Origin of the sequence: Flavobacterium sp. HTF (assembly GCF_003105115.1) — a bacterium.
Classification (GTDB): domain Bacteria; phylum Bacteroidota; class Bacteroidia; order Flavobacteriales; family Flavobacteriaceae; genus Flavobacterium.
Map to the genome: position 1 here is coordinate 1 of NZ_QETH01000062.1, position 26,306 is coordinate 26,306.

33 protein-coding genes are annotated in these 26,306 nt (G+C 34.8%); 22 read left to right on the forward strand and 11 right to left on the reverse strand.

What is annotated here, in order from left to right; all coding sequences use genetic code 11:
• The first annotated feature begins 102 nt into the window (after positions 1-102).
• The 13 genes from DCO46_RS16180 to DCO46_RS16240 all read left to right on the forward strand — a co-directional run bounded on the left by DCO46_RS16180 (position 103) and on the right by DCO46_RS16240 (position 8,577).
• On the forward strand, positions 103-1,053 hold the full coding sequence (locus DCO46_RS16180; RefSeq protein WP_116753544.1) for an isopenicillin N synthase family dioxygenase: 951 nt from the start codon (positions 103-105) through the stop codon (positions 1,051-1,053).
• 106 nt (positions 1,054-1,159) lie between these two features.
• Complete coding sequence (locus DCO46_RS16185) at positions 1,160-1,492, forward strand: translation initiation factor (RefSeq protein ID WP_116753545.1); 333 nt, start codon at positions 1,160-1,162, stop codon at positions 1,490-1,492.
• A 69-nt stretch (positions 1,493-1,561) separates the two neighbouring features.
• Complete coding sequence (locus DCO46_RS16190) at positions 1,562-2,434, forward strand: nucleoside phosphorylase (protein WP_116753546.1); 873 nt, start codon at positions 1,562-1,564, stop codon at positions 2,432-2,434.
• A gap of 80 nt (positions 2,435-2,514) precedes the next feature.
• On the forward strand, positions 2,515-2,907 hold the full coding sequence (locus tag DCO46_RS16195) for a VOC family protein (RefSeq protein ID WP_116753547.1): 393 nt from the start codon (positions 2,515-2,517) through the stop codon (positions 2,905-2,907).
• Positions 2,907-3,380: a DUF4265 domain-containing protein gene (locus tag DCO46_RS16200; protein WP_116753548.1), complete on the forward strand. Its 474-nt coding sequence runs from the start codon at positions 2,907-2,909 to the stop codon at positions 3,378-3,380. The genes DCO46_RS16195 and DCO46_RS16200 overlap by 1 nt, the downstream gene beginning before the upstream one ends.
• 64 nt (positions 3,381-3,444) lie before the next feature.
• Complete coding sequence (locus DCO46_RS16205) at positions 3,445-4,296, forward strand: substrate-binding domain-containing protein (RefSeq protein ID WP_116753549.1); 852 nt, start codon at positions 3,445-3,447, stop codon at positions 4,294-4,296.
• Positions 4,297-4,314: 18 nt separating this feature from the next.
• Positions 4,315-5,247: a transglutaminase gene (locus DCO46_RS16210; protein WP_116753550.1), complete on the forward strand. Its 933-nt coding sequence runs from the start codon at positions 4,315-4,317 to the stop codon at positions 5,245-5,247.
• A gap of 160 nt (positions 5,248-5,407) precedes the next feature.
• On the forward strand, positions 5,408-5,773 hold the full coding sequence (locus tag DCO46_RS16215) for a hypothetical protein (RefSeq protein WP_116753551.1): 366 nt from the start codon (positions 5,408-5,410) through the stop codon (positions 5,771-5,773).
• A 283-nt stretch (positions 5,774-6,056) separates the two neighbouring features.
• Positions 6,057-6,629, forward strand: coding sequence for a YdeI/OmpD-associated family protein (locus DCO46_RS16220; protein WP_116753552.1), 573 nt, complete (start codon positions 6,057-6,059; stop codon positions 6,627-6,629).
• Between the two features lie 181 nt (positions 6,630-6,810).
• Complete coding sequence (locus DCO46_RS16225) at positions 6,811-7,128, forward strand: ArsR/SmtB family transcription factor (RefSeq protein WP_116753553.1); 318 nt, start codon at positions 6,811-6,813, stop codon at positions 7,126-7,128.
• Positions 7,129-7,133: 5 nt separating this feature from the next.
• Positions 7,134-7,601, forward strand: a complete 468-nt coding sequence (locus DCO46_RS16230; protein ID WP_116753554.1) for an SRPBCC domain-containing protein — start codon at positions 7,134-7,136, stop codon at positions 7,599-7,601.
• Between the two features lie 6 nt (positions 7,602-7,607).
• Positions 7,608-7,982 (forward strand): DoxX family protein, encoded by a 375-nt coding sequence (locus DCO46_RS16235; protein ID WP_116753555.1) that lies wholly within the window; start codon positions 7,608-7,610, stop codon positions 7,980-7,982.
• 34 nt (positions 7,983-8,016) lie between these two features.
• On the forward strand, positions 8,017-8,577 hold the full coding sequence (locus DCO46_RS16240; RefSeq protein WP_116753556.1) for a DUF4256 domain-containing protein: 561 nt from the start codon (positions 8,017-8,019) through the stop codon (positions 8,575-8,577).
• Between the two features lie 43 nt (positions 8,578-8,620).
• Here DCO46_RS16240 and DCO46_RS23245 read toward each other — a convergent pair whose 3' ends face one another.
• Positions 8,621-9,127 (reverse strand): DUF6438 domain-containing protein, encoded by a 507-nt coding sequence (locus DCO46_RS23245; RefSeq protein ID WP_317048059.1) that lies wholly within the window; start codon positions 9,125-9,127, stop codon positions 8,621-8,623.
• Positions 9,128-9,358: 231 nt separating this feature from the next.
• Between DCO46_RS23245 and DCO46_RS16250 the strand changes: the two genes are divergently transcribed.
• The 3 genes from DCO46_RS16250 (at position 9,359) to DCO46_RS16260 (ending at position 11,507) form a co-directional block, all read left to right on the forward strand.
• Entirely contained in the window at positions 9,359-10,165 is an 807-nt protein-coding gene (locus DCO46_RS16250) for an SDR family oxidoreductase (protein WP_116753558.1), read from the forward strand.
• A gap of 99 nt (positions 10,166-10,264) precedes the next feature.
• Positions 10,265-11,179 (forward strand): helix-turn-helix domain-containing protein, encoded by a 915-nt coding sequence (locus tag DCO46_RS16255; protein ID WP_116753559.1) that lies wholly within the window; start codon positions 10,265-10,267, stop codon positions 11,177-11,179.
• 4 nt (positions 11,180-11,183) lie between these two features.
• A complete protein-coding gene (locus DCO46_RS16260) occupies positions 11,184-11,507 on the forward strand; it encodes a MazG-like protein (protein ID WP_116753560.1) in 324 nt (107 codons plus the stop codon).
• Between the two features lie 42 nt (positions 11,508-11,549).
• Here DCO46_RS16260 and DCO46_RS16265 read toward each other — a convergent pair whose 3' ends face one another.
• Complete coding sequence (locus DCO46_RS16265; protein WP_116753561.1) at positions 11,550-12,722, reverse strand: FAD-dependent oxidoreductase; 1,173 nt, start codon at positions 12,720-12,722, stop codon at positions 11,550-11,552.
• A gap of 91 nt (positions 12,723-12,813) precedes the next feature.
• Between DCO46_RS16265 and DCO46_RS16270 the strand changes: the two genes are divergently transcribed.
• Positions 12,814-13,776 carry a helix-turn-helix domain-containing protein gene (locus DCO46_RS16270; protein ID WP_116753562.1) on the forward strand — a complete coding sequence of 321 codons (963 nt, stop codon included), beginning with the start codon at positions 12,814-12,816 and terminating at the stop codon, positions 13,774-13,776.
• A 60-nt stretch (positions 13,777-13,836) separates the two neighbouring features.
• Here the strand turns inward: DCO46_RS16270 and DCO46_RS16275 are convergent, their stop codons facing one another.
• The 7 genes from DCO46_RS16275 to map all read right to left on the reverse strand — a co-directional run bounded on the left by DCO46_RS16275 (position 13,837) and on the right by map (position 18,680).
• A complete protein-coding gene (locus DCO46_RS16275) occupies positions 13,837-14,574 on the reverse strand; it encodes an SDR family oxidoreductase (RefSeq protein WP_116753563.1) in 738 nt (245 codons plus the stop codon).
• An 80-nt stretch (positions 14,575-14,654) separates the two neighbouring features.
• Entirely contained in the window at positions 14,655-15,224 is a 570-nt protein-coding gene (locus DCO46_RS16280) for a Crp/Fnr family transcriptional regulator (RefSeq protein ID WP_116753564.1), read from the reverse strand.
• A gap of 81 nt (positions 15,225-15,305) precedes the next feature.
• The gene (locus DCO46_RS16285) at positions 15,306-15,902 is read right to left on the reverse strand and encodes a hypothetical protein (RefSeq protein WP_116753565.1); all 597 of its coding nucleotides are present in this window, start codon (positions 15,900-15,902) and stop codon (positions 15,306-15,308) included.
• Positions 15,903-15,998: 96 nt separating this feature from the next.
• On the reverse strand, positions 15,999-16,208 hold the full coding sequence (locus tag DCO46_RS16290; protein WP_116753566.1) for a hypothetical protein: 210 nt from the start codon (positions 16,206-16,208) through the stop codon (positions 15,999-16,001).
• Positions 16,209-16,232: 24 nt separating this feature from the next.
• A complete protein-coding gene (locus tag DCO46_RS16295) occupies positions 16,233-16,949 on the reverse strand; it encodes an FAD-binding oxidoreductase (RefSeq protein WP_116753567.1) in 717 nt (238 codons plus the stop codon).
• A 74-nt stretch (positions 16,950-17,023) separates the two neighbouring features.
• Entirely contained in the window at positions 17,024-17,896 is an 873-nt protein-coding gene (locus DCO46_RS16300) for a helix-turn-helix domain-containing protein (protein ID WP_165828972.1), read from the reverse strand.
• A gap of 19 nt (positions 17,897-17,915) precedes the next feature.
• Positions 17,916-18,680: a type I methionyl aminopeptidase gene (gene map / locus DCO46_RS16305; RefSeq protein ID WP_116753569.1), complete on the reverse strand. Its 765-nt coding sequence runs from the start codon at positions 18,678-18,680 to the stop codon at positions 17,916-17,918.
• 167 nt (positions 18,681-18,847) lie between these two features.
• Between map and DCO46_RS16310 the strand changes: the two genes are divergently transcribed.
• The 4 genes from DCO46_RS16310 (at position 18,848) to DCO46_RS16325 (ending at position 22,643) form a co-directional block, all read left to right on the forward strand.
• Entirely contained in the window at positions 18,848-19,216 is a 369-nt protein-coding gene (locus DCO46_RS16310; RefSeq protein ID WP_116753570.1) for a nuclear transport factor 2 family protein, read from the forward strand.
• Between the two features lie 160 nt (positions 19,217-19,376).
• Complete coding sequence (locus tag DCO46_RS16315) at positions 19,377-20,471, forward strand: acyltransferase family protein (RefSeq protein WP_116753571.1); 1,095 nt, start codon at positions 19,377-19,379, stop codon at positions 20,469-20,471.
• Positions 20,472-20,483: 12 nt separating this feature from the next.
• Positions 20,484-21,281, forward strand: coding sequence for a PhzF family phenazine biosynthesis protein (locus DCO46_RS16320; protein WP_116753572.1), 798 nt, complete (start codon positions 20,484-20,486; stop codon positions 21,279-21,281).
• A gap of 168 nt (positions 21,282-21,449) precedes the next feature.
• Complete coding sequence (locus DCO46_RS16325; protein WP_124019577.1) at positions 21,450-22,643, forward strand: hypothetical protein; 1,194 nt, start codon at positions 21,450-21,452, stop codon at positions 22,641-22,643.
• A gap of 54 nt (positions 22,644-22,697) precedes the next feature.
• Here the strand turns inward: DCO46_RS16325 and DCO46_RS16330 are convergent, their stop codons facing one another.
• A complete protein-coding gene (locus DCO46_RS16330) occupies positions 22,698-23,894 on the reverse strand; it encodes a PQQ-binding-like beta-propeller repeat protein (protein WP_116753574.1) in 1,197 nt (398 codons plus the stop codon).
• 185 nt (positions 23,895-24,079) lie between these two features.
• Here DCO46_RS16330 and DCO46_RS16335 point away from each other — a divergent pair, with 185 nt between their 5' ends.
• A complete protein-coding gene (locus DCO46_RS16335; RefSeq protein ID WP_116753575.1) occupies positions 24,080-24,517 on the forward strand; it encodes a GNAT family N-acetyltransferase in 438 nt (145 codons plus the stop codon).
• A 26-nt stretch (positions 24,518-24,543) separates the two neighbouring features.
• Here DCO46_RS16335 and DCO46_RS16340 read toward each other — a convergent pair.
• A partial coding sequence (locus DCO46_RS16340) for a hypothetical protein (protein WP_317048060.1) occupies positions 24,544-26,306 on the reverse strand: 1,763 nt, incomplete at its 5' end.

Below are 26,306 nucleotides of genomic sequence, written 5' to 3' on the forward strand. Positions count from 1 at the left end.
ATCAATTTTATATTAAAATTTAAAATTCAAATATAAAATATTCTCTACCTTTGTTATTGAAAGGCTTCCGTGCCTTTTATCTTTTAATAAAAAATGTAAAGTATGCAAAACATTCCTAGTGTAGACTTACGTGATTTCCTTTCGGACGACCCGAAACGTAAACAAAAATTTGTAAATGAAATCGGCAGTGCATTTGAAAACATTGGCTTCGTAGCCTTAAAAGGTCATTTCTTAGATGATCAGTTAGTAGACGAACTTTATGGCGAAATAAGAAAATTTTTTGCCTTGCCAATAGAAACTAAGCATAATTATGAAATTCCCGGAATTGGTGGACAAAGAGGTTATGTTTCTTTTGGAAAAGAACATGCTAAAGGACGCAAAGAGGGAGATTTAAAAGAGTTTTGGCATTTTGGTCAATACGTTGACAAAGATTCCAAATACGCATCAGAATATCCTGATAACGTAGAAGTTAAAGAATTACCTCGTTTTAATATTGTAGGTAAAGAAGCTTACCAAATGCTTGAAAAAACAGGTGTTTATGTATTAAGAGCGCTGGCTTTGCATTTAGGTCTGGATGAATTTTATTTTGACCAGTATGCCAAAGAAGGAAACTCTATTTTAAGACCAATTCACTACCCACCTATTACTTCTGAGCCGGAAAACGCAATTCGCGCTGCCGCTCATGGAGATATTAACCTTATAACACTTTTAATGGGGGCTCAGGGAAAAGGATTACAGGTTCAGAATCATAATGGCGAATGGATTGATGCCATTGCTGAAGATGATGAATTGGTAATCAATGTTGGAGATATGTTATCAAGACATACGAATAACAAACTAAAGTCAACTATACATCAGGTAGTTAATCCACCGAGAGAATTATGGGGAACTTCCCGTTATTCTATTCCGTTTTTCATGCACCCGGTAAGCGATATGCGTCTGGATTGTTTAGAAAACTGTATTGATGCTGAAAATCCTAAGAAATTTGAAGACATCACAGCGGGAGACTATTTATACGAACGTTTGGTAGATTTAGGTTTAATAAAAAAATAACGTAAAAAAATTCCAAAAACAAAAAATTCCAAATTCCAAACTTTGATTGGAATTTGGAATTTAATTTTTAAATACAAAATTTTAGAATTATTTTAGAGTAAAATTTATGGACTTACAAGATCAATTAAAAAATTTATTTCCGGATCACGTTGAATCAAATGAACCTGAAGAAATTCAGGAGCAGGATCATGTACTTTACATTCAGAAAGAACCAATGATTTGCAAATTCGAAAAAAGAAAAGGAAAAGCAACCACTATAATTGAAGGTTATGAAGGATCTGACGAAGATTTTAAGATCCTTGCCAAAGAAATCAAAACCAAACTAAGCGTTGGCGGAACTTTTAAAGATGATTCGATAATAATTCAGGGAGATTACCGTGATAAAATTATGGCGATTCTAAAAGAAAAAGGCTTTAAAACAAAACGAGTTGGAGGGTAAATAATTTTAGATTTTAGATCTGAAACCTTTGTCCCTTTGCACCTCAGAACCTTAGCACCTAAAAGAAAAATGATTCAAGCATCAGAATTAATACTTAACCCGGACGGAAGCGTTTATCACCTAAACCTGCGTCCTGAACATATAGCCAACGATATTATTTTTGTTGGAGACCAGAACAGAGTAGAAAAAATCACTCAGTTTTTTGATTCAATTGAGTTTTCTACCCAAAAAAGAGAATTCAAAACCCAAACCGGGATCTATAAAGGAAAACGAATTACGGTAATGTCAACCGGAATTGGACCTGACAATATTGATATTGTATTAAATGAGTTGGATGCTTTAGTAAATATCGATTTAAAAACGCGTCAGCCAAAAGAAAACCTGACCTCCTTGAATATTATCAGAATTGGTACTTCTGGATCTTTGCATGCAGATATTCCTGTAGACAGTTTTGTAATGTCCAAATTCGGACTGGGATTAGACAATATGCTTCGCTCCTATTTGATTGACGAAGTTTCAAATGCTGCGATTGAAGATGCATTTGTGACACACACCAGCTGGGATATCAAAAAAGGAAAACCTTATGCAATTGCTTGTTCAGAAAAATTAGAAAGCATAATAGAATCTGATAAAATATTTAAGGGAATTACGGCTACTGCCGGTGGTTTTTACGGACCACAGGGCCGTGTTTTGCGTTTGAATATCCAGGATGCGGAGCTTAATAATAAAATGGATAATTTTACTTTTAATGATAACCGAATCACAAATTTAGAGATGGAAACCGCTGCTATCTATGGTCTTTCGGCGCTTTTAGGACATAATGCCTTATCTTTAAATGCTATTATTGCCAATCGTGCTTCAGGAACTTTTAGCAAAGATCCGTATAAAGCGGTTGATGAACTGATTGCTTATACACTGAATAAACTGGCGGTAAATAATTAGATAATTAGATAATTAGTCAATTTGAAAATTAGAAAATTCGATACGGAAAGGATAGTTAAAATCAGATAAAATCTTAGATTATGTTTTTACGAGTGGCACGACATACAGACGATCTGGATAAAATTGAAGATTTTTATGTTAATCTTCTGGGTTTTGAACGTTTGGGCAGTTTTCAGAACCATAATAATTATGATGGTATTTTTATCGGAAAACCCGGAATGGACTGGCATCTAGAGTTTACAAAATCGGAAGAAAAAGCGAAACACAGTTTTGATCAGGATGATGTTATGGTGCTTTATCCCAAAACCATCGAAGAATATAACCGGTTAATTAATAACTTTTTAAAGAACAATATATCCAGTATAACTGCACATAACCCTTTTTGGAATGAGAACGGAAAAATGTTCCTGGATCCTGATGGTTACCGAATAGTTATATCACCATTAAAAGCAGAAATAAGCGAAATTGAATAATGAAAGACACACATACCAAAATACTGTTCAAATACTATAGCGATTATCTTGATGAAGTGGTTTCTGAAACGATGTGGGCAGAAATTATTGATTTAGAAAAAGGACTTTATAAACTGGATAACATTCCATTTTTTGGACCTTTGATTGCTACAGATGATATTTTTTATGCCGAATATGATGAAATAGAAAAGAAACTGATGCATAAGAAAACCATACAAAATTCGGGAAATTCGATTGTGCAGATAGCTATTTTAGAGAAAGGTTTTGACAAAGGGATTATTCACGAAAAACTAAAATTAATAAACTGTATAACGGAAGAGCTGAATGATACTTTTTTTGCTGCCGAAATTGGCAAAGAGGTAGATTATTCTTTGGTCAGAAGTTTACTGACTGAATATGAATCGCAGGAAATTATTGAATATGCAGAGCCCTGCCTTTCTGAAAAACACAGAACTGATTTATTAAAAAATTAAAATCAAAATTAAAAACCAAAACTTAGAATACCGCATACCAAACTTAACTTAAACTTAAACTATAATGAAAACCGTAAAAATTGTGGGTGTTCCCGAACACTTCAATTTGCCATGGCAATTATGCATTGAAAATGGTGAATTTGAAGCGGAAAATATTGATTTGCAATGGAAGGATATTCCGGAAGGTACAGGGAAAATGTGCCAGATGCTTCGCGAAGGAGAAGCGGACATTGCTGTAATTCTAACCGAAGGAATCGTTAAAGACATTGTTGCCGGAAATCCAAGTAAAATTGTTCAGATCTATGTACAATCTCCTCTTATCTGGGGAATTCATGTAGCTGCCGGCTCAGATTACCAGACGATAAAAGATCTTCATAATAAAAAGGTTGCTATTTCCAGAATTGGCTCCGGTTCACAGCTAATGGCTTATGTAAATGCGAATGAACAAGGCTGGGAAACAGATGATCTTGAATTTGAAACTATCAACACGATTGATGGCGCAGTTGAAGCTTTGACAAACGGAACTGCAGATTATTTTATGTGGGAACATTTTATGACCAAACCACTTGTAGACAAGGGAATTTTCAGACGTGTTGGCGACTGCCCTACTCCATGGCCATCATTTGTTATTACAGTTCGTGACGAATTCCTGAAAAAGAATCCGAAAACTGTCGAAAAGATTCTTGAAATTATAAACAAAACTACGCACGACTTTACCCAGATCCCTAATATTGACAGGACTTTGGCAGAATTATTTAATCAAAAACTGGAAGATATCCAGGAATGGTTAAAACTGACGCAATGGTCTCAAAAACATTTAAGTGAAAAAGCTTTTATTAAAATTCAAAATCAATTATTTGATCTCGGAATTATTGATAAAAAAAGTACTTTTGTAGAAACGGTAAAAGCACTATAAAAACTGCTTTTTATTCATATGATAAAATTCCCTAAAATCGACTTTCCGCAATTAAAATCCAAATTACAGGTCAAATCGCCCTGGGACAGGATTATTATTATGCTGTTGAGTCTTTTAATCACAATTCCGATTTTTATCATTCTGCACCAGAACCTGATTGACTTAAAATGGCCTTTTAATCTGGACCGGGTTTTGATTTTTATTGGTGTTTTTACAGGTATTTTTTTTATTTTAATGTATTTGCGTACCATCATTTTGGTGTGTGTAGCAATTTATTTATTGATTTTGGTTTACGGTTCCCTCATTGGGAACTATGGCTTTACGGAAATATCAGAAGACTATAATTCAATGATTTATACCATGTCTGATAATCCGTATCCGCAGGATATTATCGTGGCAAAGCTGCTTCCGTTTCCGAATAAATCAAAGATCATAAGTGCCATAGAATATCAGAATCCAAAAGTGCGAAATTTTGCCATTATGGCTACAACCAAGCATTTTAAAGGAATAAAAGGATATTCAGATTACAGAACAACAATTCAGTGTTTTGCCGTTTTTAAGGAAATAAACAGCCGTTGGAATTACGTGAATGATCCAAAAGAAGGAGATTATATTGCAACGGCAAGTGAATCCCTGGAATATTTTTCGGGAGACTGTGATGATCACTCTATATTAATGGCCGCTGCCATACGATCTATTGGAGGAACGCCAAGGCTAATTCATACCAAAGGCCATATCTATCCTGAAATGCTAATTGGTTCCTTAATTGATTTGGAGAAAGTGAATTATCTGGTCAAAAATGTACTTTTTTTAAAGGAAAGCTACAAACAGAAACTGCATTATCATATTGACGAACGCGGTCAGGTATGGTTAAATCTGGATTACACGGCAAAATACCCGGGCGGTCCATTCATGTATGAGGAGATTCTGGGAGCATTGACTCTGAACTAATATTTGATATTTTTTTGTTTTTATCTAAAACGATCAAAATATTTTAAATTTCATAACCTAAAACTTATCTTACATTTATATTTGATTAAATAGTTGATTACAAGTAATTTCGATTTCTTTTTTTTGTAAATTAGTCTTGTTTAACTTTTAATCTAAAATCATGAAAAAATCTAAATTATTTATTTTTGGGATTACACTGTTAGCAGTAGTAATAATTTCTTGTTCCGGTCGAAATAAATTGGTAAACTCCTGGAAAATTACTGCCGTTGAAGCTAAAATTCCTCTTTCTGATTCAGCCAAAGCTGTAATTCTTAAAGAAGGAAATCTAACCTTCACAAAAGACGGCCATGTTACCGGATATTTACAAAGAGAAATAACAGATGGAACATATGCTTTGACAAAAGGAGGAAAAATGCTGGTAATAAAAGACGAAACCGGTACACCCTATCCTTGCGAAAGTACTATTACAAGTGATGAACTGATATTGGACAGTAAAGAAATGAAGTTGACACTCAAAAAAATATAGGTTCCCAAAAAATACAATACCACCAAAAGAATAAAAACTTCTTAATTTTTAAGGAGTTTTTTTATGCCTGAAAGTAGCGTATATTATAAGAACCTATATTGAATAGTTAACTTATAGAGGTAATTTAGTTATAAATTTTTCAAATAATAAAATACCTCTAAAAATTGACTGTTGACATACAGTTGTCACACACACTGTTTACATTTGTAAAATAAAATTAAAAATAATTTATATTTTATATTGATTATGTGCTAGTTATACAAAATTTAGAATTGTAAAAAATATGCAGGATATAGAAACTTTTTACCCGAAAAGCAAGCAGGACTGGAGAAAATGGTTAAAAATCAACCATCAGAAAAAACAATCTATTTGGCTAATTTGTTATAAAAAACAGGCAAACATACCTACGATTACCTGGAGCGAAGCTGTAGATGAAGCACTATGTTTTGGCTGGATTGACAGTACCCGAAAATCGCTTGATTCAGAAAAATTTATACAATACTTTACCAAGCGTAAGCCAGGCAGTAACTGGTCCAAAATAAATAAAGATAAGATTGAACGATTAATCAGTGAAAACCTGATGAGCGAAGCAGGCCTGAAAAGCGTTGAAATTGCGAAACAAAATGGTTCGTGGACTATTTTGGATCAGGTAGAAGAACTTTTTATTCCGGAAGACCTGGAGGCCGCTTTTGAAGCAAATCCGGGCTCAAAAGACTATTTTATGAGTCTGAGCAAATCGGTCAAAAAGATCATCCTTCATTGGGTCACTTTTGCCAAACGTCCGGAAACAAGACAAAACCGGATAAATGAAACGGCTGTACTGGCGGCTCAAAAGCTAAAGCCTAAGCAGTTTTAATGTTTTAAATCAAGATTTTATTATTAGAAAATCACTTCACTTAATACAAGTTAAATTGTTTAATTACAGTACTTTATTTTATAAATAAAAAATATTTTTTTTCATCTGCTTTAAAATATAATACTAAAATTTATTGCGCAGTCAAATGACTTCGTTATATTTGCAGTCAAATAACTGCACAATGGAAATTAGAAGAGATGTTTTTCAGGCAATTGCCGACCCGACCCGCAGGGCAATTCTAAGCTTAGTGGCTTTACAGGCAATGACTCCCGGCACGATAGCAGAAAATTTTGATTCGTCAAGACAAACGATTTCAAAACACATTCAGATATTAAATGAATGCGAACTCCTGCACCAGACCCAAAACGGAAGAGAAATTTACTATCAGTTAAATCCTCAGAAAATGAAAGAAATAGATAATTTCATTGAACCATTCAGAAAAATGTGGGACGAGCGTTTCAATAAATTAGAAGCAATCATGAAAAATTATAAAAAATAAACATCATGGAAAGAAAGACAAAACTCAACGCCGAAGAGAATAAACACGATATCCTGATAACAAGGGAGTTCGATCTGCCTCTGGATTTACTTTTTAAAGCGTATGAAGATCCGGAAATTGTTGCACAATGGATGAGTACAAAAGTGCTGAAACTCGAAAATAAAAAGTACGGCGGCTGGCAATTTGAAACCACTGATGCTAACGGAAATGTGGTATTTAGTGCAAATGGTGTCATTCATGAATTTACTCCAAACGAGAGAATCACCAGAACTTTTGAAATGGAAAATACCCCCTTCCCTGCCCAGCTTGAGTTTTTGGAATTTGAAAAAATCACAGACGATTCGAGCAGGCTTACCATGCATATCGTTTATAAGACTGTCGAATTGAGAAATCAGATGCTAAAACTGCCTTTTGCACAGGGTATCAATATGGCTCACAACAGACTGGAAGAAACCGTGAAAAACTTAAAATAAAAAATAATGACAAAACGAAATAAAATTATCTATTGGATTGCCACACTCTGGCTGGCACTTGGTATGACATCTACCGGAATTGTTCAGATCCTACAGATCAAAGAAGAAGTTGACATGATGAGCCATTTGGGTTATCCGCTTTATTTTTTGCCATTGCTGGGCATGTGGAAATTATTAGGCGTTATTGCCATACTTATTCCTAAATTTGGTTTAGTAAAAGAATGGGCTTATGCCGGATTTTTCTTTGCAATGTCCGGAGCCATTATTTCTCACTTAGCGTGCAGAGAATACGGAATTGAGCTTTTTGGCCCCGCTTTGCTATTGGTTCTCACCCTTATTTCCTGGTATTTCAGACCGGCAGAAAGAAAAGTGATTTCTTAGTTTAAAATTAATTGCAATTTAAAAACATAAAAATATGGCTAATAAAAAATTATCATCAGACCAACAGGATGAATTATTAAAAATATTACAAATTCGTTTTGAGAAAAATATGCAGCGTCATAAGGGTCTTGACTGGAATAAAATTCAAAACAAACTAGAAGCAAATCCCGAAAAACTCTGGTCTCTGGAGGAAATGGAAAGTACTGAAGGCGAGCCGGACGTAATTGGTTTTGATACAAAGACCAATGAATACCTTTTTGTTGATTGTGCTGCGGAAAGTCCAAAAGGACGCAGAAGTTTTTGCTACGATCATGAAGCTTTGGAAAAAAGAAAAGAAAACAAACCCCAAAACAGCGCAATAAATATAGCCGAAGAAATGGGAATTGAAATCCTTAACGAAGAACAATATCGGGAATTACAGCAATTGGGAAAATTTGATACCAAAACCTCAAGCTGGATCAAAACTCCTTCTGAAATAAGAAAACTCGGCGGTGCTGTTTTCTGCGATTTCCGTTATAATACTGTTTTCCTGTATCATAATGGTGCAGATTCCTATTATGCTGCGAGAGGATTCAGGGGATTACTCAGAATTTAATTAAAAAGGCCTCTAAATATTTTAGAGGCCTTTCTTTTTATTTTCACTCAAACTTTTCAGGTTCACCTTCTTCAATTTCAAATTTTGTCGTTTTTGTCAGGTTTTTTGATTCGCAAATCTCATATAAAACTGAAATAAGTTTTTTGGATTCTTCGGGCGGAAACATCGTTTGGGTATATTTTCGCTTTCCGTTATAATAAGCAATAATTGTTTTTAATGGAGCATCGCAGCAATTTTGACCCTTATAACTTACGGTGTCAGTTTTGGCAATTTCAGTCAGTAATTCATTGTAAAGCTTGTCGCTGACAGTACCTTTATAATATTCATTTTCCTGAGCGTCTTGTTTCTGACTATCCATTTTTGGGCTAAAGCCACTTTTCTTTTTATAAAATAACATACTCTTATCCTTATTCACCTGTAAATTCAAAAGCGGACAATTTCCAAAACAGGGGGATGTATGAAATATAATTTTTTCAAAATCCACAGGGCGCTTTTCTGATGAGCAGCTTAACAAAATCAGACAAAACAACAAACTTAACTTCATTCTCATATTTTATAATTTTAGATGTATCGCATTTCAATCTTCAAAATAATGCTTTTACTAATATAATCTTTTTGCTAAAATAAACGTGCAACTATATTCTGTAAAAAATTACAAATCTGCATTAACAGAAGAAAAACGGCCGCTTTCGTCATTTTGGCTAATACAATAACCATAATGACTACTTCCCAGTTCTTCATTAGCCACAACTTTGCATTATAATTTTAAAACAATAAAAAAATGCAAAAAACAATCTTTATTACAGGCGCCTCAACAGGCTTAGGAAAAGCAACTGCAAAAATATTCCATAGTAACTGCTGGCAGGTAATCGCCACAATGCGAAATCCGGAAAAAGAAACGGAACTAAACCAGTTAGATAATGTAGTTTTACTGCCATTGGATGTAACAAATCCGGATCAGATTTTGGAAACCATAAAAAACGTGACTGGAAAATATTCCGTTGATGTTGTCCTTAACAATGCCGGTTATGGTCTTATAGGTGCTCTGGAATCTCTGACAGACCAACAAATTTTACGCCAGATTGAGACCAATTTAATGGGCGTTATACGAGTTTCAAAAGCATTTACGCCTCACTTTCGTGAAAATAAAAAAGGGCTTTTTCTAAACATAACATCCACTTTTGGATTAATGGGATTCCCGACCTGTTCTGTTTACAGCGCCACAAAATTTGCCGTAGACGGTTTTTCGGAAAGTATCGCTTCAGAATTAGTTCAGTTTGGGGTTCAGGTAAAAATTATTGCTCCGGGCGGTATGCAGACCGATTTTGCGGTACGTTCTATGGAAGTTGGCCAGCATGAGGCCTATGAAAAATTAACGGCAGAAGTTAGCAAAGGATACAGTGCGGAACAGTTAGCCAGTTACACCAAAGTCGAAGATGTTGCCCAAATTGTTTACGAAGCGGCCACAGATAACAAAAATCAGCTGCGTTATGTTGCCGGAAATGATGCCAATGCCTTATATGATGAAAGAATTAAATCAGGGGCTGAAGCTCAGGTTCAGAATATGAAATCAATGTTTTCTTTTTAATTCAAGAAAATGAAAATCAGGCAGGATTAACTGTAAAATTATGCCAACAGAACATTTCGTAAATTTGTAAAACCAATTCAGGATTAAATCCGGAAAATAATGAAAAATCAGCCTAAAATAATTACTTCGCTTTTTGAACTGCACAAAGCAATGGGACAGCCAAAGCCTTTGCATCCGCTTATCAGCATTATAAATTACGGTGAAGCAGTCTTTGACCCGAAAGATTTTGAGCACGGAATAATTCTGGATTTCTACAAAATATCCTTTAAAACCAGTTTCAACGGAAAAATTAAGTACGGTCACGGTTTTTATGATTTTGAAGAAGGTGGAATGTCTTTCGTCGCACCGGGACAGCTCCTGAAAATGCAGGAAGAAGAAGCCGATTACAGCGGAATGTCATTGCACATTCATCCTGATTTTATTCGTCCGTATTCTTTAAATTCGACGATTAAACAATACGGTTTTTTCAGTTATACGGCTTCTGAAGGTTTATATTTATCAGAGAAAGAAAAAGAAACTGTTTTGGGTGTTTTTGCAAGTATTCAAAATGAGCTTACTGAAAGAATTGACAATTTCAGTCAGGATGTGATTATTTCGCAAATCGAACTTTTGCTTAATTACAGCAACCGTTTTTACAATCGTCAGTTTATCACCCGAAAAGCGGTTAATAATGATGTTCTGGCTCAGCTTGAAACGTTATTAAATGATTATTTTAATGATGAAAAAGCATTGCTGAATGGTGTTCCAACCGTTGCTTTTGTTGCCGAAGAACTGAACCTATCTCCACGATATCTAAGCGATTTGCTCCGAAACCTTAGCGGACAGAATACGCAGCAGTTTATCCATAATAAATTAATAGAAAAAGCGCAGGAATATATTATAAAAGGCACATATTCTATCTCTGAAATAGCCTATAAACTGGGCTTTGAGCATCCGCAGTCGTTCAATAAACTGTTCCGGAAAAAAACAAATACAACGCCGATAGAATTTCAGCAGTTATTTCATAAAAACTAAATACATGAAAAAAATAAACTTAGAAGAACTGAAACAGCGTTCTTTAGCAATAAGAAAACAATATCGCGAATTAGAATTAACGCATCACGGCAGCGAATGGACTGTAGAAGAAGACGCTTTGGCTTTTCTGACCGATGCCGGCCTGGTGGGGAGATTAACAATGTCACAGCAAGGAAGATGGCCAAAAGCCAATACCGACGAAGAGCTAAAACACAAAATCGGAGAATCTATCTGGTGGCTGACGGTGCTTTCTGAAAGAATGAATATAGATATTGAAGATGCCGTTGAGCATTTTTTGAGCAAAACAGAAAAATTGTTCGGAAACTAAAAGTTGAAAAACCTCCAAAGTCATTTGATTTTGGAGGTTTTTTTATTCCAGATTTATTGTCTTTCTTTTGATGGAGAGCATTTTGTCTAATCCTTCTTCAGCATGCATCCATTCGGTATTATTCAAAGTCATTTTTCCGATTACTGAAAATCTTGTCAGCATTTGGTTTTCGTAATTTGCAATAGCCGATTTCAGATCTCTAAATTTTTCGCTTGTTAAACTTTCGCTCAATTCCAGAGCATCGAGCATTGCCATGTTTACGCCTTCTCCCGCAAACGGAGGCATTAAATGCGCTGCATCACCGATTAATGTTATATTCGGCTGTGTTTCCCATTTTTGGTCCAAAGGCATGCAATATTGTGGACGCAAGGTAAATGTGATGTTTTCAGCTTCAAATAATTGCTGCCAGACAGGATTCCAGTTCGAATATTCTTTTTTGAACCATTTCAGGACGTCTTTTCGGTTATTAAAATCAATTTTACTATCCGTTTCATCTGTATTTGTTTTCCAGCTCAAGCCAAAATCTAGCGTGCTGCTTCCTTTGGCGCTTACCACTGTTATACTTTTTGAATCGCCAAGGGCCATAATTTTTCCGTCTGTGAATAGATCATTTATTTTTGGTGCATTTTCTTCCGGATTAGCAATACTGCCCTGCAAAATGCTAACACCTGAATAAAAAGGTTTAATTGAGGTTACAAACCGGCGAATTTTAGAGTTTGCCCCGTCGGCACCAATTACGATATCAGCGTTGACTGTGGTACCGTTTTCAAAAAGTAACTGAAAACGATCGTCGATCCGTTCTGCTGAAATAATATGGCTGTTCCAGACCACAGTACCAGACCGTAACGAATCTAATAAAATAGTTCTCAACGTTCCTCGTTCAATTTCAGGCCTGAACCATTGGTCTCCAAAGTCTCCCGTTGACTCTTCTTTGTAATCCAGGTAAACTTTTGCATCCTGATCGACAAGACGTGTTCTTTCGTTATCAGCTCTGTAACTGGCCTTAAAAGCATCCATGAGATTGGCTTCCTGCAACGCTTTTAGACCGGAATCAAAGTTCAGATCCAGTCTGGTTCCCTGAACCCTGACTGTGCTGTCATAATCCCGTTCATATACTTTTACGTTTGCTCCTTTGCGCTGTAAAAGCCGTGCCAGTGTGAGCCCGCCGGGACCACCGCCTATAATTGCTATTGTTTTGTTTTTTAGTAAATCCATTTTTTTATGATTTTTAAAAGACAAAATTAAAAGGCTATATAGAAATAAAATAGCTATATTTAACCTTATTTTAGTCCTATAAGCTCAAATTATGGAAATATTGCTTGATGACGGAGTTAGTTTATTCAAAAGTTTTGCCGATAAACTGAATACTTCTATTGATGAAAATGGAAAAATCACGATCCCGCCTTCGTTTGGAAAAGGATATTTGCAGCGTTTTAAATTAAGCTCAAATATGAGAATGATGATTCAGGATTATGAGCTAAAAGAAGATTTGTCGGTAAAAAGAACTTCTGAGCCAAATGAGACCGAAAAAGTAATCATTATGTTTCATAATCTTTTTTTGTCCGATTCTGAAAATTATAATCCTAATGCAAATTTGCTGCAGTCGGTTCAGATTTTTTCCGGAAATATAGATTCGCAGCTGTTTTTTCCGAGCAAAACTTTATTTAAATCCATTATCATCGGAATGGAAATGTCCTATTTAAAGGAATTATTAAAAACTGATGCCGAGAATCATATTCTGGACACGATTACCAGTAAACATCAGTCTTTTTTGTTTGAAGAACTCATTCCGGCCAGTATTCTTAAAGTTGCCAAAGAAATGCTGTCCAGCCATTTGCCTCAGAACCTGAGCAATTTCTATCATAAAATAAAAGCCGAAGAACTGGTGTGTTTGTTAATCGCAGAATTACTAAAAAGAGAAAACACCGCTGTATCAACATTGAATTTCAAAGATGTGCAGACTGTTTATAAAATAAGGGATATCATTTTGCTTCAGCTCGATGTTCCTCCAAATCTCGATACGCTGGCGGCACAGGCGAATTTTAGTAAATCAAAACTCAAACGCATTTTCAAGCAAATATTCGGAACGAGCATTTTTCATTATTACCAGTCTTTCCGGATGCAGGAAGCCGCCAGACTGCTGAGCGAAAATAAATTATCTGTTTCAGAAGTTGGTTTCCGGTTGGGTTTTAGCAATCTGAGTCATTTTACCCGCATTTTTGAAGAGCATATCGGGATGAAACCAAAGCGCTGGAGTATGCAGAATTAGAAAACAAAAACCTCCGGAATCACAAGACTTTGGAGGTTTTTGTTTGTATAAAAGCTTTAATTACCAAGGGCTTTGTTCGCTTTCGTCTTCAATATCATTACTGAAGAATTTTCCTGTTGGTCCGTTTTGGTCAACATAAGTGTGTTTAACGATAAAACTGGCTGCACTTTCTACACTTCCCGGTCCGCTAAAATGATTAAAATCGGTTGCAGTATAGCCAGGATCGATAGCATTTACGGTAAAAGGCAAATCTTTTAGTTCATAAGCTAATGTCACTGTAAAAGCGTTTAAAGCTGTTTTTGACGAAACATAAGAAACTGCTTTTATAGCATAATATTTCCACGTCGGATCACTGTGCAACGCCAGCGAGCCAAGACCGGACGTAATATTGCTGATTCTCGGGCTGTCCGATTTTTTTAGTAAATCAAGAAATGCCTGAGTAACTCTTATAACACCAAAAAAGTTGGTATCGAAGGTTTTTTGAATATTTTCAACAGATGTGGTGGAAGAATCCTGCGGAACATCTCCCAAAACTCCGGCATTATTAATCAGAATATCCAATTTGCCCTGCTCCTTTTCTACAAGGTTTCTGGCTGCCAAAACACTTTCTTCGCTGGTAACATCAATCTGAATCGCTTTGATATTGCTAAATCCGTTTTGGGATAAATCTTTTACGACTTCTTCTCCTTTTTGAAGGTCACGGGTTCCTAAATAAACAAATATTCCTTTTTTTGAAAGTTGTTTTGCTGTTTCTAAACCAATGCTTCTATTTGCTCCTGTTATTAATGCTGTTTTCATTTTTTTATCATTTAAAAATTTTCTGATACAAAGTTGCGCCGATAAAAAATGAAAACATTTGCCATTTGGCAAAAAGCGATTTAACGGATATTTTTTCTGATCCGGCTCAGAGAAGATTGTGTGATTCCGAGGTAAGATGCCAGGTACGAAAGTGGAATACGATTGAGAATTTTAGGATATTTTTCCATAAAAGACAAATAACGCGTTGTCGCGTCTTCTGAAACCAGCGGGCTTCTTCGCTCTATTTTCTGCATCAGGGCTCTGGATATAATTTTATGAACGATAGCATCCCAGCCTACAATGGTATTGAGAAGTTCTTCCCAGTCAGGTTTAGAAAACACGATCATTTTACAATCGGTAACGGCCTGAACATAAGCTGATGAACAGATGCTGTTTTGAAAACTTTCTAAATCTACTACAAGATTATTTTCATCAATAAAATATTTGGTAATTTCCTCGCCTTTGTTGTCATAATAACATACTCGCATAACACCGTCCAGAACAAAACCTACCTGCGTAGAAATTTTGCCGGCTTCAGAAAAATATTCGTCTTTGCGAATTTCTAATTCTGTCGCTTTTCCTGTTATTAACTCGATTTGCTGCTGGTTTAAGTTGCCATACTGCAAAATAAAATTTACTAATTCTTTCATGAACGAAAGTTAGGGATTACTTTTTATTAGAGATTTGCCATATGGCAAAAAAATGTTACAACTCTCAAATAGTATTGATTTTTAAATAAAATTTTCATCGTAATTTATTAACTTTTTTTTAAATCTCCTACCATTACATTTAAAGCATATTCCACCTTGAATATGGCTATATTGTGAAAACCATCCAGTACCGTTACATCGATTACAAGGAATAAGTTCCTGAAAAGAAATTTGGTCAAAATTGTCATACATATGAATTTTTTCGTTTTGATGGACCTCTGCATGACACCAATTACATAGTGCTATTAATGCTTCTTGATCATAATCCCATGGTAAATTATTATATATGTAGTACTTATGATGCACCTGTAAATGATAAGGTTTATTAACTATAATAATAATTGCAATACTTTCACAGACAACAATTCCTTCTTTATTTATTACATAACGTATTTCTTCTTTGCCATTATCAGTGATATAGGAATAAATTTTTGTTTTTTCATCGTAATGAGCAAAACCATTTGTTTCAGATAAATTGCATTTTGTACATCTTTTATTATCTCTACTAATAATTTGTTTACGTTTATTTTTCCATTCATCTGTACATAGTAAATCTTGATATGTAATCTTTGATTTTTCTTTAGTTTTTAACAACTCCGAATATGATATTGGTTTCATATTAATTCTTGATTTTAATGGAACTGAATATTAAAAAGTCTAGTATAGCTAAGGGTAAAACAAAAATACAATTTTTCAGATCAGTATTTTGGTAAACTACTCCAACTCCAGACATTCAAATTTATATTTATTCAGAAAATCAATAACTTGTTTTGCTGTAACTTCCTTACTGTCAATTCTTAATATTTTATCACAATCTTCCAGATCAAAATTCCATTTTGAGTTGGGAATAAATGTATTCAGTTTGGCCGTTAGTTTTTTAACCGCTTTTTGTGTTGTTACTGAGGTTTTAAATACATAAATCATAGCTTTTTATTTAAAATCAATCATTTACAATCCATTTTTTCCTTCCAGCCAATAGCCGTGAGCGACTATTTTTGCTGAAGTATTGCTTTTTACTGCTTTTCGGAATGTCTGAACAGATTTTGCATTTCCGGTCAGAATAAAGTTTGCCTCCTTCCACTCTTCATTTTGAATAACGGGTAAATTCTGAACCCATTTTTCATTGCAGAAAGATCCATCTTTTGGAAATACAGTGTAGTTTTCCAGTTTTAGCAGTTCCGGGACATTTTTGTTTTCCTCGTCTAATTCAAAATAAAACTGAAATTCATCTTTATTTTCCTTAAAAGCAGAAAATACAGAACACGCAAGCGCCAGCGAAGTTTCGTCTCCAAAAACCACATATTTTTTTGCCGATTCGGTATAACATTTGTGCGGTTTTATGATGCTCGTATTGATTTTATCCCCCACATTCAGGCGTTTCATGAATTCACTTCCCGGATGTGCGCCGTGCAAATGCACGATGAAATCCATAATTCCGTTTTTGGTGTCCGAAAAAGCGGCAGAATAGCGTCGGACCTCGGTATCACTGACACGAATATCCATATAAGAACCAGGCTTGAAAATCAGGCTTTTAAAATCTCCGTTAAAACGAATCCTCTTTACTGTAGGCGACAAAAGTTCTGTTTCAGCAACTTTCATCTGAGGTAATTTTGGGATAAATATTTTTTCAACAACATCTAATACCCATTTTGGTGCATTTGGCATAATTATAAAATTTATGCTGCAAAGGAACAAGATGAAGCTGATTCTAAGACAGATTGAAAAAGGTGATAATTGGACTATTCACGGAATTTATTCCGAAACGAAAGCGGTGTTTCACCCGAAATCTTTTTGAATAATCTGGAGAAATAGGTATGATCTTCAAAACCCAAATCAAACGAAATTTCCTTTACATCATTATCGGTATAATAAAGCTGGCGTTTGGCTTCGGTCATCATTTTATTCTGAATCCAGTAGGTTACCGAATTTCCGGTTGTTTCTTTTACGCAATCATTTAGGTGAGAGGTCGTAATGTTTAGTTTTTCAGCAAAATACGAAGCAGATTCCAACATAGAATCCGAGGTAATCATTCTTTGAAATTTCGAAGTGATTAACTGTGACTGATTGCGTTTTCCTTTTGCCTTTTTTTCAGAATCGGCAAAAAGATTAGAAACCCTGTACACAAAAGACATAAAAAGACCATTGATAATTTGCTGCTTATTGGGCAATTGCTGGCCAAATGTGTGATATAGAAGAGATACAGTATCCAGGATTTCCTTATGCTTTTCATTTGAAATTTTCAGCACCTGTTCTGAGGCATGCAAATCCTGAAAAACCTCATTGCAAATATTCGGAATCAGAAACGGATTTACAGTAATAAAATAGCCTTCAGATTTTGGATCAAATTTATCTACAGAATGCACCTGAAAAGGTTTTAGCACCATCAGGGACATTCTGCTCAAAGAAATATTCTCCATATCACAGACAAAATCTACATATCCTTTTGTTAGTATAGCAAAAATATAATACTCATCCCGGTGGGTTTCAAAAGGACTTTCTGAATGTTCAGACTCCTTTTCCAGCTGCTCACTCAGAGGGAACTTTATAAGGTCAATTCCGCCAATCGCTTTGCTATCCTGGGTATGGGTGTATATTTTGGTCTTTTTTTGCATTTTAAACTCGTTCTGCAATTTAATTCCAGATTCCATTCATTTCAGTCAGTATAACAGGTTTTCCTTCTGTCACTACAATCGTATGCTCGTGCTGCGCCATAAAACCGCCTTTATTTCCAACCATTGTCCAGCCGTCCTGCAAAGTTTCGGCATACGTAGAAGTTGTTGCAATAAAGGTTTCAATAGCAACCACAGAATTCTTTTTAAATCTGGTCAGGTTAAATTTATCCCTGTAATTCGCGATTTCGTGCGGGGCTTCGTGAAGGCTTCTCCCTATTCCGTGCCCTGTCAGGTTTTTAATGACTTTAAAACCTCTTTTTTTGGCTTCAGTTTCCATTATATGTCCAATATCAGAAATACGGACACCGCCTTTTATATTGTAGATTGCCTTATGCAAAATTTCTTTAGAGGCTTCAATAAGTTTTTGGTGTTGGTTAACGTCTTCTCCAATTACAAATGATCCGCCATTATCTGACCAGAATCCTTTTAATTCAGCTGAAACATCAATATTAATTAAATCCCCTTCATTCAGAATCCTCTGATCCGAAGGGATTCCGTGACAAAATTCGTTATTGACACTTATGCAGGTCCAGCCCGGAAAACCGTATGTTTCATACGGAGCCGATTTAGCGCCCATTTCCTTCAGGATTTTCCCGCCGAAATTGTCTAATTCTTTAGTAGTCATGCCCGGTTTTGCAAAATTTCTCATTTCTTTCAAAGCAAAAGCGACAGCTTCACTTGCTTTTTGCATTCCAACTAATTCTGATTCTGTTGTAATTGACATAATCTTTGTTTTTTGCGAAAAATATTTCTTCTTGTTTTTATATCCGACTAAATTAGTATTTTTTATTTTAAAGTTTGAAAATGCCCGCAGCCAGATTCAAAACGGTGATAAATGAAGATATTTATTATCTTAGCTAAAAGAGTTCGTTAATTTAAATGATTCACTAAATGGCAAATACAGCAAATCAATTCGAAGAAACCATACGAAAGGCTTATAATGCTTTTAACGAAAGAAATATTGATAAAGCATTGTCTACCATGCAGCCCGATGTACAATGGTCAAAAGCCTGGGAAGGCGGCTATATAAGCGGCCACGACCAAATAAAAAAATACTGGACAAGACAATGGACAGAAATCAACCCTAAAGTTGAGCCGGTTGGTTTTAATAAAAGAGAAAACGGATCTCTGGAAGTGACTGTGCATCAAAACGTAAAAGATTTACACGGTGATTTAATCTTTGACGGATTGGTAAAACATGTCTATACTTTTGAAGATGGCTTAATAAAAAGCATGGATATTGAACTGATTGAAGATTAAAACTGACTTTCAATCCTTTAATGAAAAATTAAAACAAAACTCCTTACTGACAAAGGAGTTTTTTTATGCTTTTTAGTTTCGGTTTTGATTTAATTATTAACTTCTATATCTTGCAACAGCAACAAATCAGGCACAATCGCCGCATTCACTCACAGATTCAATGAATACTAATAACGCCCCTGTTACCATTCTGCAGACCAAACAACATTTTGAAATTCTTGACGGATTAAGAGGTATTGCAGCTTTAGCCGTTGTCGTTTTCCATTTTATGGAATGGATTTTTACAGATCCCACGAAAAACTTTATCGGACATGGTTTTTTGGCTGTAGATTTCTTTTTCTGCCTTTCCGGATTTGTAATCGGATATGCCTATGATGACCGGATTGCAAAAATGGGACTTCGTAAGTTTTTTACTTCCAGGATTATAAGACTGCATCCGCTGGTTGTTGCAGGATCAGTTTTAGGATTACTGGCGTTTTTATTTGATCCGTTTGGCGGGCATTTGGAATTGTACAGCACTGGCAAAATCATTTTGACTTTTATCTGCTCTGTATTTCTTATTCCGTTACCCATAATAGCCGATCGCGGTTTTAATCTGTTTAGTTTTAATGCACCGGCCTGGTCACTTTTTTGGGAATATATGGCCAATATCGCTTATGCCTTTGTGCTGTGCCGAATTCGCAGAAACTTTCTTTTAATTTTAACTATACTATCTGCAGCGGCAATTTGTTATGTGGCATATAATTCGGGTAATTTATTGGGCGGATGGAGCGGTCCTACATTCTGGGATGGCTGTGCCCGTATCTCCTACTCTTTTCTGGTCGGATTGCTTATTTACCGTTCTAACTGGATTATCAAAAACAAGTTGGGATTTTTTGGCCTTTCTGTATTATTGTTGTTAGCCTTTGTAATGCCATTTTCAGAATGGAACTGGTTATCTGAACCACTCGTTGTTTTGTTTTATTTTCCTTTACTGATTTCATTGGGCGCAGGCGCTGTATTAAATCCTGAATTTAAAAAAATCTGCGTCTTTTCGGATACTATTTCCTATCCTTTGTACATGACGCATTATGCTGTTTTATGGATGTTTGGCAATTATTATACAAATTATAAACCCGATACGACACAGTTGGTTTTAATCATCATACCCGGCGTTATACTGCTTGTTGTGTTTGCCTATTTTGTGATGGTTGTTTATGATATTCCCCTGAGAAAATATTTGAGCAATAAATGGATTAAAAAATCTTTAAATTAAAAATATAATAAAATGAAAACATACTTTGTAGACTCTTTTACAAATCAAAAATTTAAAGGAAATCCGGCTGCGGTTTGCATTGCCGAAAAGCATTTAGATACTCAAACCATGCAAAGTATTGCTACGGAAATTGGTTTTTCGGAGACTGCCTTCATAAAGAAAATCATTGACAACACTTATAGCATTCGTTTTTTTACACCAAAAACCGAAATTTCATTATGCGGGCATGCTACTTTAGCTTCCTCAAAAATTATTTTTGACACTACCCCACTGCAAAATATCACTTTTGTAAACTGTGAAAATGTTGAATTGAAAATCGAAAAAGCAGGTAATGAAATTGTAATGCAGTTTCCGGTTTATGATACTACCGAAATCGAAGTTCCGAAAGCTGTTTTTGAGGCACTTGGGATAGACAAAAACATAAATACAAGATTTAGCCCCGACCGCAAAATTATTTTGATTGAGATCAATGATTCAGATACTTTAGCCGCTTTAAAACCTGATTTTTCTGCCCTGATAAATTCTTATTCCGGTATCAATGGTGTTCTGGTAACAGCAAAATCCAATAATCCCGATTATGATTTTCACTATCGTTATTTTTGGCCGTGGGCCGGAACAAATGAAGATCCTGTAACCGGAGGCATTCAGACATTTCTAACCAAATACTGGAGTGAGAAGCTCAATAAAAATAAATTCAAAGCTTTTCAGTCCTCTTTGAGAACCGGTACGATGACTACCGAACTGATTGATAATAAAGTTTTTATTTACGGAGAAGCCGTTACTGTATTTGAAGGAGAATTTATGGATTAAAGAACTAATTGTAATAACTATTACTATATTTACATACTAAATCTATAGGCTAAAAGAAATATGTTTTTAAATTCGTTAGTAAAAAAAAATCTAGCTCAACTATTTTTTCTTTTAGCTATTACTCAGGTCAGTTCGCAGGAAAACGACAGTATTGCTCAGCATTTTTTAATGAATATAGAAATTAGGCCAAGAGCCGAATATACTTCGAATTACATCCTTTCTCCCAACGATTCACTCGATCCTTATTTTTATATTACGCAGCGAAATAGAATTTCCATGCAATATGCGAGACAAAAATGGTTTGTAAAATCTGATTTGCAGGAAATTCATCTCTGGGATCAAAATAATGAATCTTCCAAAGTCGGAAGTATTAATTTTTATCAGCTGTTTTTTGAGACTAAATTCAAATCAATAAACTTTCGACTGGGGCGACAGAGTCTTTTACTGGATAACGGCAGATTGTTTTCTGACGCTCCGTGGGCACAGCAAGGAAGAGCTCACGAAGGAATACGGATTATGAAATCTTCTGCACACTACTCAAATGACTTTTTGTTTTTATTTACCCGGAATTATAGTACTGAGTTTGAGCCTGTCTATTCTCCTGTAGCATCCAATAAATATAAATATCTGCTGGTAAACAATTTTAATTATACTACTAATAAAGGATTTTCATTTAATTCGTTAAATGCTGTTGACTTTTTGGAAAATGCAAACTCAGGGCAATTGTACGCCCGCGCCACCACAGGAGGACGAGTAGAATTTAAAACCAAACATTGGTATTATACCCTAAATAGTTATCTGCAGTTTGGACAGAATGCTAAGGCGCAGAAATTATTTGCTTACTATTTTCAGCCCGAAATCAAATTGTCTTTACCAAAATCTACCTGGCGTCTGGGCGCAGAAATAATCAGCGGAAGCAATTCTCACCTGTCAAACGATCAGTCCGGAGATTTTGATGTCTTATATGGCGTTACCTGGAAGTTTAATGGAAATATGAATGTATTTACACGTTTTCCAAATGATGTTAGCGGAAAAGGGTTAATAAATCCATACCTGTTTACGACAATACCTCTAAATACAAAATTATCCGTTCGTTCTGATTTTCATCTTTTTTATACCCAATATCCTCTTGAAAATAATTCAGGTCAGGACATTTCGAAATTTCTTGGATTTGAAAATGATATTTCTTTAAAATACATACCGATCAAAGAACTGGAAATCAATTATGCCTTTTCATTTTACCAGTCAACCGATTCAATGAAATACCTGCCAAAAATACAGGATGAGAACAAGCTTGCTGTTTGGAGTTATCTCATGATTTCATATAGTTTTAATGCCGTAAATTTTAAACGTAAAAACTAAGTTTCAATTTTAAAAACAAAAAAGAAGCCGTTTCATGCAGAAACGGCTTCTTTTTTATTGCCTGATTTTTTTGATATATGCGCTGTAAACATTGTCTTTGATAGACGTTCGCAGATAGACTTCGTTTTCGTCTTTTGTTTTAAATTCAAACTGAATTAAAGCGGCATCAGAATAATAAAACAAGGAATCATCGTCAGCAAATTCAAGATTTGAAATAGGTTTGGTTGTTAATTTTGCTTCAAATGCTATTTCACCATTCGTTAAGTCTATTTGAAACAATTTTGCTTTATGGGTATATCCAAAAATATTATCGCTTTCTTCAAGGATGTATTCGATATTATCGTCCTGAAAGTCTCTTTTCCAGATCTGAGTCCCTGTTTTTGAATCCACAGCGTATATAGAAGAAACTGTTGGGCCCTGTGCGGCAAAATATACTTTTTTGTCTTTACAAAATATACGTTCCTTGATGTTATATTGATTTTCATCTAATTTAAACTGCCATAAAATATCCAATTTGTCAGGGCTTAACGCAAAAAGTACATTTTTTTCGTTGGCAATAAATATATTTTCACTATCTGTTACGGCTTTTCCGTGTATGGGTTCCTCAAAACTTTTCTGGGAAAGAAGTTTTCCCGTATTGGCATCAAAACTATAGAAATTGTTTCCGCTTTGGGTAAAAATTTTATTGTCAAAAAAGAGAACCGGAATATCATTATTTACAGCATCCAGTTTATAACTCCATGCTAAACTCCCATCTTTTAGATTAAGCGCATAAACGCTGCCATTTTGAGACGTTATATAGAGCTTTCCATTATTTATAACCGGAATCTGATCTTTTAATACGATTTGATCTGTACTGTTTCCTAATCTTGATTTCCAGAAAACATCCCCGCTTTGGTTATCAACAGCAAAGATTTCACCATTAATAAACGGAACGTATACAACTCCATCATAAAGGGTAATTGCATTTGCACACATTTCAGTGTGGGCGTCCGTAGCTTTTACAGTCCAGCCAATTTGTTCAGATTCTAAATCAAATGAAAAAAGAGCACCATCATAATCATAAATCAGGACTAAAGCTTCATCTAACGGAACTTTTGCAATAGGACGGATGACTTTATTAACGACCTTGTCATTAACGGTTAAGACATTATCAGAATTAGGCTGACCAGGTTTTGATGTAGCTGGTGTTTGTCCAAACGTATCTATTGCAATAAATACAAATAAAAAAATTATAAGTTTTCTTTTCATTTTTAAAATTTGGGTTTGATGATTTAGCAAATAAGTTGCCAAACCAATCAATATTCAGGTCAAATATAGTTAAAAAATATTATAGGTTTTAGAAGTCAGAAGCCTTTGAATTAGAGCTTATGACAGCACTATTTTACAAATACAAAAGCTATATTTGTAAGAAAAAAACCTAATATTAAAAGATAATGCGGAAGATCTTAATCAGAAAAGCAACCAAGGAAGAACTGAAATGGATAAATTCTAAATATTCCCAAATTGGATTTGTACACTCTAATTTTGAAAAAGAAATCATTGCAGTTGCAGAATATGAAGGTCAACGATGCGGGCTTGGGAGAATCGTAACTATTGATGAAAACAATTGCGAACTGGGCGGAATGTTTGTTTTTGAAGAATTCAGAGGAATGAAAATAGCCCAAAAAATCATTGAGTTTTTACTCAACGAAGAAAATGCCTCTCACGAAAATATCTGGTGCCTCCCTTTTGCAAAACTCAATGATTTTTACGCAAACTTTGGATTTGAAGATTACAAAGCAAAAAACATTCAGGTTCCTAAGGCAGTTTTAGACAAGTATAATTGGTGTAATTCTACTTATGATGATAAGGTTCTTTTATTGGTGAAATAGATGTTGTTTTCTTAGAAAACCGATAACTAATATTTTTCATAAAACTCCCAGTCATCTGTAAGTTTCATGACTAAATTATAGTTTTTTCTGTAGTCCTCATCAACAGATTTTTGATCTTTAGAATCATGTGCTTCAATCGCAAAATTTCCATAATCCATAATGAAACCATGAGGGTTGTTAAATTTGAAAGTAATTTTTCGAACCTGTACATCATTAATTCTTCCACACGACTTGGAACTATATAAATTGCCTTTGTAAATACGAAAACAAGAGTATAATTCAGTCGCATTGTTAAAACTTCTTTTACTATCATATTCATTGGAACTTATATATGCGTCCAACAATTCTTTTAAAGTCTTCATGTTTTCCGGCATTTGCTGAACAGCATGTCTGATTAAAATATTAAAATCAGGAAAAGAAATTAATACTGTATCTTTAATTACAAGACTCCCTACTTTTTCTTCAGACGGAAAACCTTCTCTTTTTAATAAATTGATCAATTTATCGGTTACTCTTTCCGTAGTTTCGTATAAAACTTTTGGGCTCTTTCTGTTTTCAAGTCCATATTCCGCCTGGTCTTCATGCAGTAGATCATCTAATTCTTTTTTTAATTGAAGATTCCATTTTGTTTTTGCTGCTTTAGCTATTGAGTCATATTTAATGCTAAAGCTTTTCCATTCGGGATTTTTCCGAAGACCGCTAAAAATCTTAGCATTGAAATACGGCAGATCGATACCTTTATGAGCCAGTTTTTCGCTCCACCAAAAAGCTGCTTTTAAATCTCTTGACAAAACGGCGCATCGAACTGCATTATGAATATCCCTTGCGAAAAGGACGGGATAATTTTGAGCTAAAAGATTGTACTCTTCTTTTGCTTGGCCATACTGCCTGTTTAAAATATAATTTTCAGCTTTTTTTGTATAAGTATAATAGGTTACTTGGTTTTTTTCTGCTTCTTCTTTTTCAATATCTGCTACTAATTTGTTAGCTGTAATTAGAGGGATACAGTCATAATTTTCCCTCTGTGTTATTTTGTTTGGTTTATTCTTTTCAGGATCATAAATCATTGCGCCTATATCAAATATTTCGGAATAACTTGACCCAAAAGCAAGTAACGTCTTTCTCGTAACCTTACCACTTATTTTAAAGGGCTGCCTGTCTGCCATTAAAGTTTTAGAATAGGCGTATTTTTTAAAATAAAATGCCGGAAATGTATCCAGAGCCGTAAACTCATTTGTTTCCTTGTTGTTCAGTTTTACATCTACAGAATCCTTATTGACCGTTCGTCCCAAATAACAGATTCTTGTTGTATCTGTTTTCTCTCCTAAAAAGATCTCAATATAATTTTTCGCTTTTTTAGTTTTAATTATCACATTCGTTCCCCAATCGTCATTTCCGCTCACAAAACCTTCAATGGATGCAATACTGTCTTTTGGATTATAAGTGCATTTATTAATCTCTACATTTAAAAAGCACATGGACAAACTTTCAATAAAATGAAAATTTCTAAAAGTTTTACTTCGAAAGGTCACGCCATAATTAATGATTCCTTTATAATTTCTTGCATCAACAAAATACGATGCTGTTGTAGTATCTTTAGAATCACTGAACCAATTTCTTCGATTCTTATCCCAGAAACTATAGACTTCACTAAATACTTTGTTTTTATTAAAATCAGTTTGATCATATGTAGTTTTCAATTGCTTTTGTGCAAAAGACATAGTAACAAAAACAACGTTGATTAAAACAATTAGATATCTTTTGTAAACTTTTTGCACAGTATTATTAT

Bases quoted from the DNA above. Each gene is read 5' to 3' on its own strand.
- DCO46_RS16310 (WP_116753570.1), top strand. From the start codon at position 18,848: ATGGCAAATACAGCAAATCAATTCGAAGAAACCATACGAAAGGCTTAT.
- DCO46_RS16315 (WP_116753571.1), top strand. From the start codon at position 19,377: ATGAATACTAATAACGCCCCTGTTACCATTCTGCAGACCAAACAACAT.
- DCO46_RS16290 (WP_116753566.1), bottom strand. From the start codon at position 16,208: ATGATTTATGTATTTAAAACCTCAGTAACAACACAAAAAGCGGTTAAA.
- DCO46_RS16295 (WP_116753567.1), bottom strand. From the start codon at position 16,949: ATGCCAAATGCACCAAAATGGGTATTAGATGTTGTTGAAAAAATATTT.
- DCO46_RS16285 (WP_116753565.1), bottom strand. From the start codon at position 15,902: ATGAAACCAATATCATATTCGGAGTTGTTAAAAACTAAAGAAAAATCA.
- DCO46_RS16240 (WP_116753556.1), top strand. From the start codon at position 8,017: ATGGCTAATAAAAAATTATCATCAGACCAACAGGATGAATTATTAAAA.
- DCO46_RS16220 (WP_116753552.1), top strand. From the start codon at position 6,057: ATGCAGGATATAGAAACTTTTTACCCGAAAAGCAAGCAGGACTGGAGA.
- DCO46_RS16215 (WP_116753551.1), top strand. From the start codon at position 5,408: ATGAAAAAATCTAAATTATTTATTTTTGGGATTACACTGTTAGCAGTA.
- DCO46_RS16195 (WP_116753547.1), top strand. From the start codon at position 2,515: ATGTTTTTACGAGTGGCACGACATACAGACGATCTGGATAAAATTGAA.
- DCO46_RS16210 (WP_116753550.1), top strand. From the start codon at position 4,315: ATGATAAAATTCCCTAAAATCGACTTTCCGCAATTAAAATCCAAATTA.
- DCO46_RS16330 (WP_116753574.1), bottom strand. From the start codon at position 23,894: ATGAAAAGAAAACTTATAATTTTTTTATTTGTATTTATTGCAATAGAT.
- DCO46_RS16225 (WP_116753553.1), top strand. From the start codon at position 6,811: ATGGAAATTAGAAGAGATGTTTTTCAGGCAATTGCCGACCCGACCCGC.
- DCO46_RS16230 (WP_116753554.1), top strand. From the start codon at position 7,134: ATGGAAAGAAAGACAAAACTCAACGCCGAAGAGAATAAACACGATATC.
- DCO46_RS16255 (WP_116753559.1), top strand. From the start codon at position 10,265: ATGAAAAATCAGCCTAAAATAATTACTTCGCTTTTTGAACTGCACAAA.
- DCO46_RS16265 (WP_116753561.1), bottom strand. From the start codon at position 12,722: ATGGATTTACTAAAAAACAAAACAATAGCAATTATAGGCGGTGGTCCC.
- DCO46_RS16270 (WP_116753562.1), top strand. From the start codon at position 12,814: ATGGAAATATTGCTTGATGACGGAGTTAGTTTATTCAAAAGTTTTGCC.
- DCO46_RS16335 (WP_116753575.1), top strand. From the start codon at position 24,080: ATGCGGAAGATCTTAATCAGAAAAGCAACCAAGGAAGAACTGAAATGG.
- DCO46_RS16325 (WP_124019577.1), top strand. From the start codon at position 21,450: ATGAATATAGAAATTAGGCCAAGAGCCGAATATACTTCGAATTACATC.
- map (WP_116753569.1), bottom strand. From the start codon at position 18,680: ATGTCAATTACAACAGAATCAGAATTAGTTGGAATGCAAAAAGCAAGT.
- DCO46_RS16190 (WP_116753546.1), top strand. From the start codon at position 1,562: ATGATTCAAGCATCAGAATTAATACTTAACCCGGACGGAAGCGTTTAT.
- DCO46_RS16280 (WP_116753564.1), bottom strand. From the start codon at position 15,224: ATGAAAGAATTAGTAAATTTTATTTTGCAGTATGGCAACTTAAACCAG.
- DCO46_RS16235 (WP_116753555.1), top strand. From the start codon at position 7,608: ATGACAAAACGAAATAAAATTATCTATTGGATTGCCACACTCTGGCTG.
- DCO46_RS16320 (WP_116753572.1), top strand. From the start codon at position 20,484: ATGAAAACATACTTTGTAGACTCTTTTACAAATCAAAAATTTAAAGGA.
- DCO46_RS16185 (WP_116753545.1), top strand. From the start codon at position 1,160: ATGGACTTACAAGATCAATTAAAAAATTTATTTCCGGATCACGTTGAA.
- DCO46_RS16200 (WP_116753548.1), top strand. From the start codon at position 2,907: ATGAAAGACACACATACCAAAATACTGTTCAAATACTATAGCGATTAT.
- DCO46_RS16205 (WP_116753549.1), top strand. From the start codon at position 3,445: ATGAAAACCGTAAAAATTGTGGGTGTTCCCGAACACTTCAATTTGCCA.
- DCO46_RS16260 (WP_116753560.1), top strand. From the start codon at position 11,184: ATGAAAAAAATAAACTTAGAAGAACTGAAACAGCGTTCTTTAGCAATA.
- DCO46_RS16250 (WP_116753558.1), top strand. From the start codon at position 9,359: ATGCAAAAAACAATCTTTATTACAGGCGCCTCAACAGGCTTAGGAAAA.
- DCO46_RS16275 (WP_116753563.1), bottom strand. From the start codon at position 14,574: ATGAAAACAGCATTAATAACAGGAGCAAATAGAAGCATTGGTTTAGAA.
- DCO46_RS16300 (WP_165828972.1), bottom strand. From the start codon at position 17,896: ATGCAAAAAAAGACCAAAATATACACCCATACCCAGGATAGCAAAGCG.
- DCO46_RS16180 (WP_116753544.1), top strand. From the start codon at position 103: ATGCAAAACATTCCTAGTGTAGACTTACGTGATTTCCTTTCGGACGAC.
- DCO46_RS23245 (WP_317048059.1), bottom strand. From the start codon at position 9,127: ATGAGAATGAAGTTAAGTTTGTTGTTTTGTCTGATTTTGTTAAGCTGC.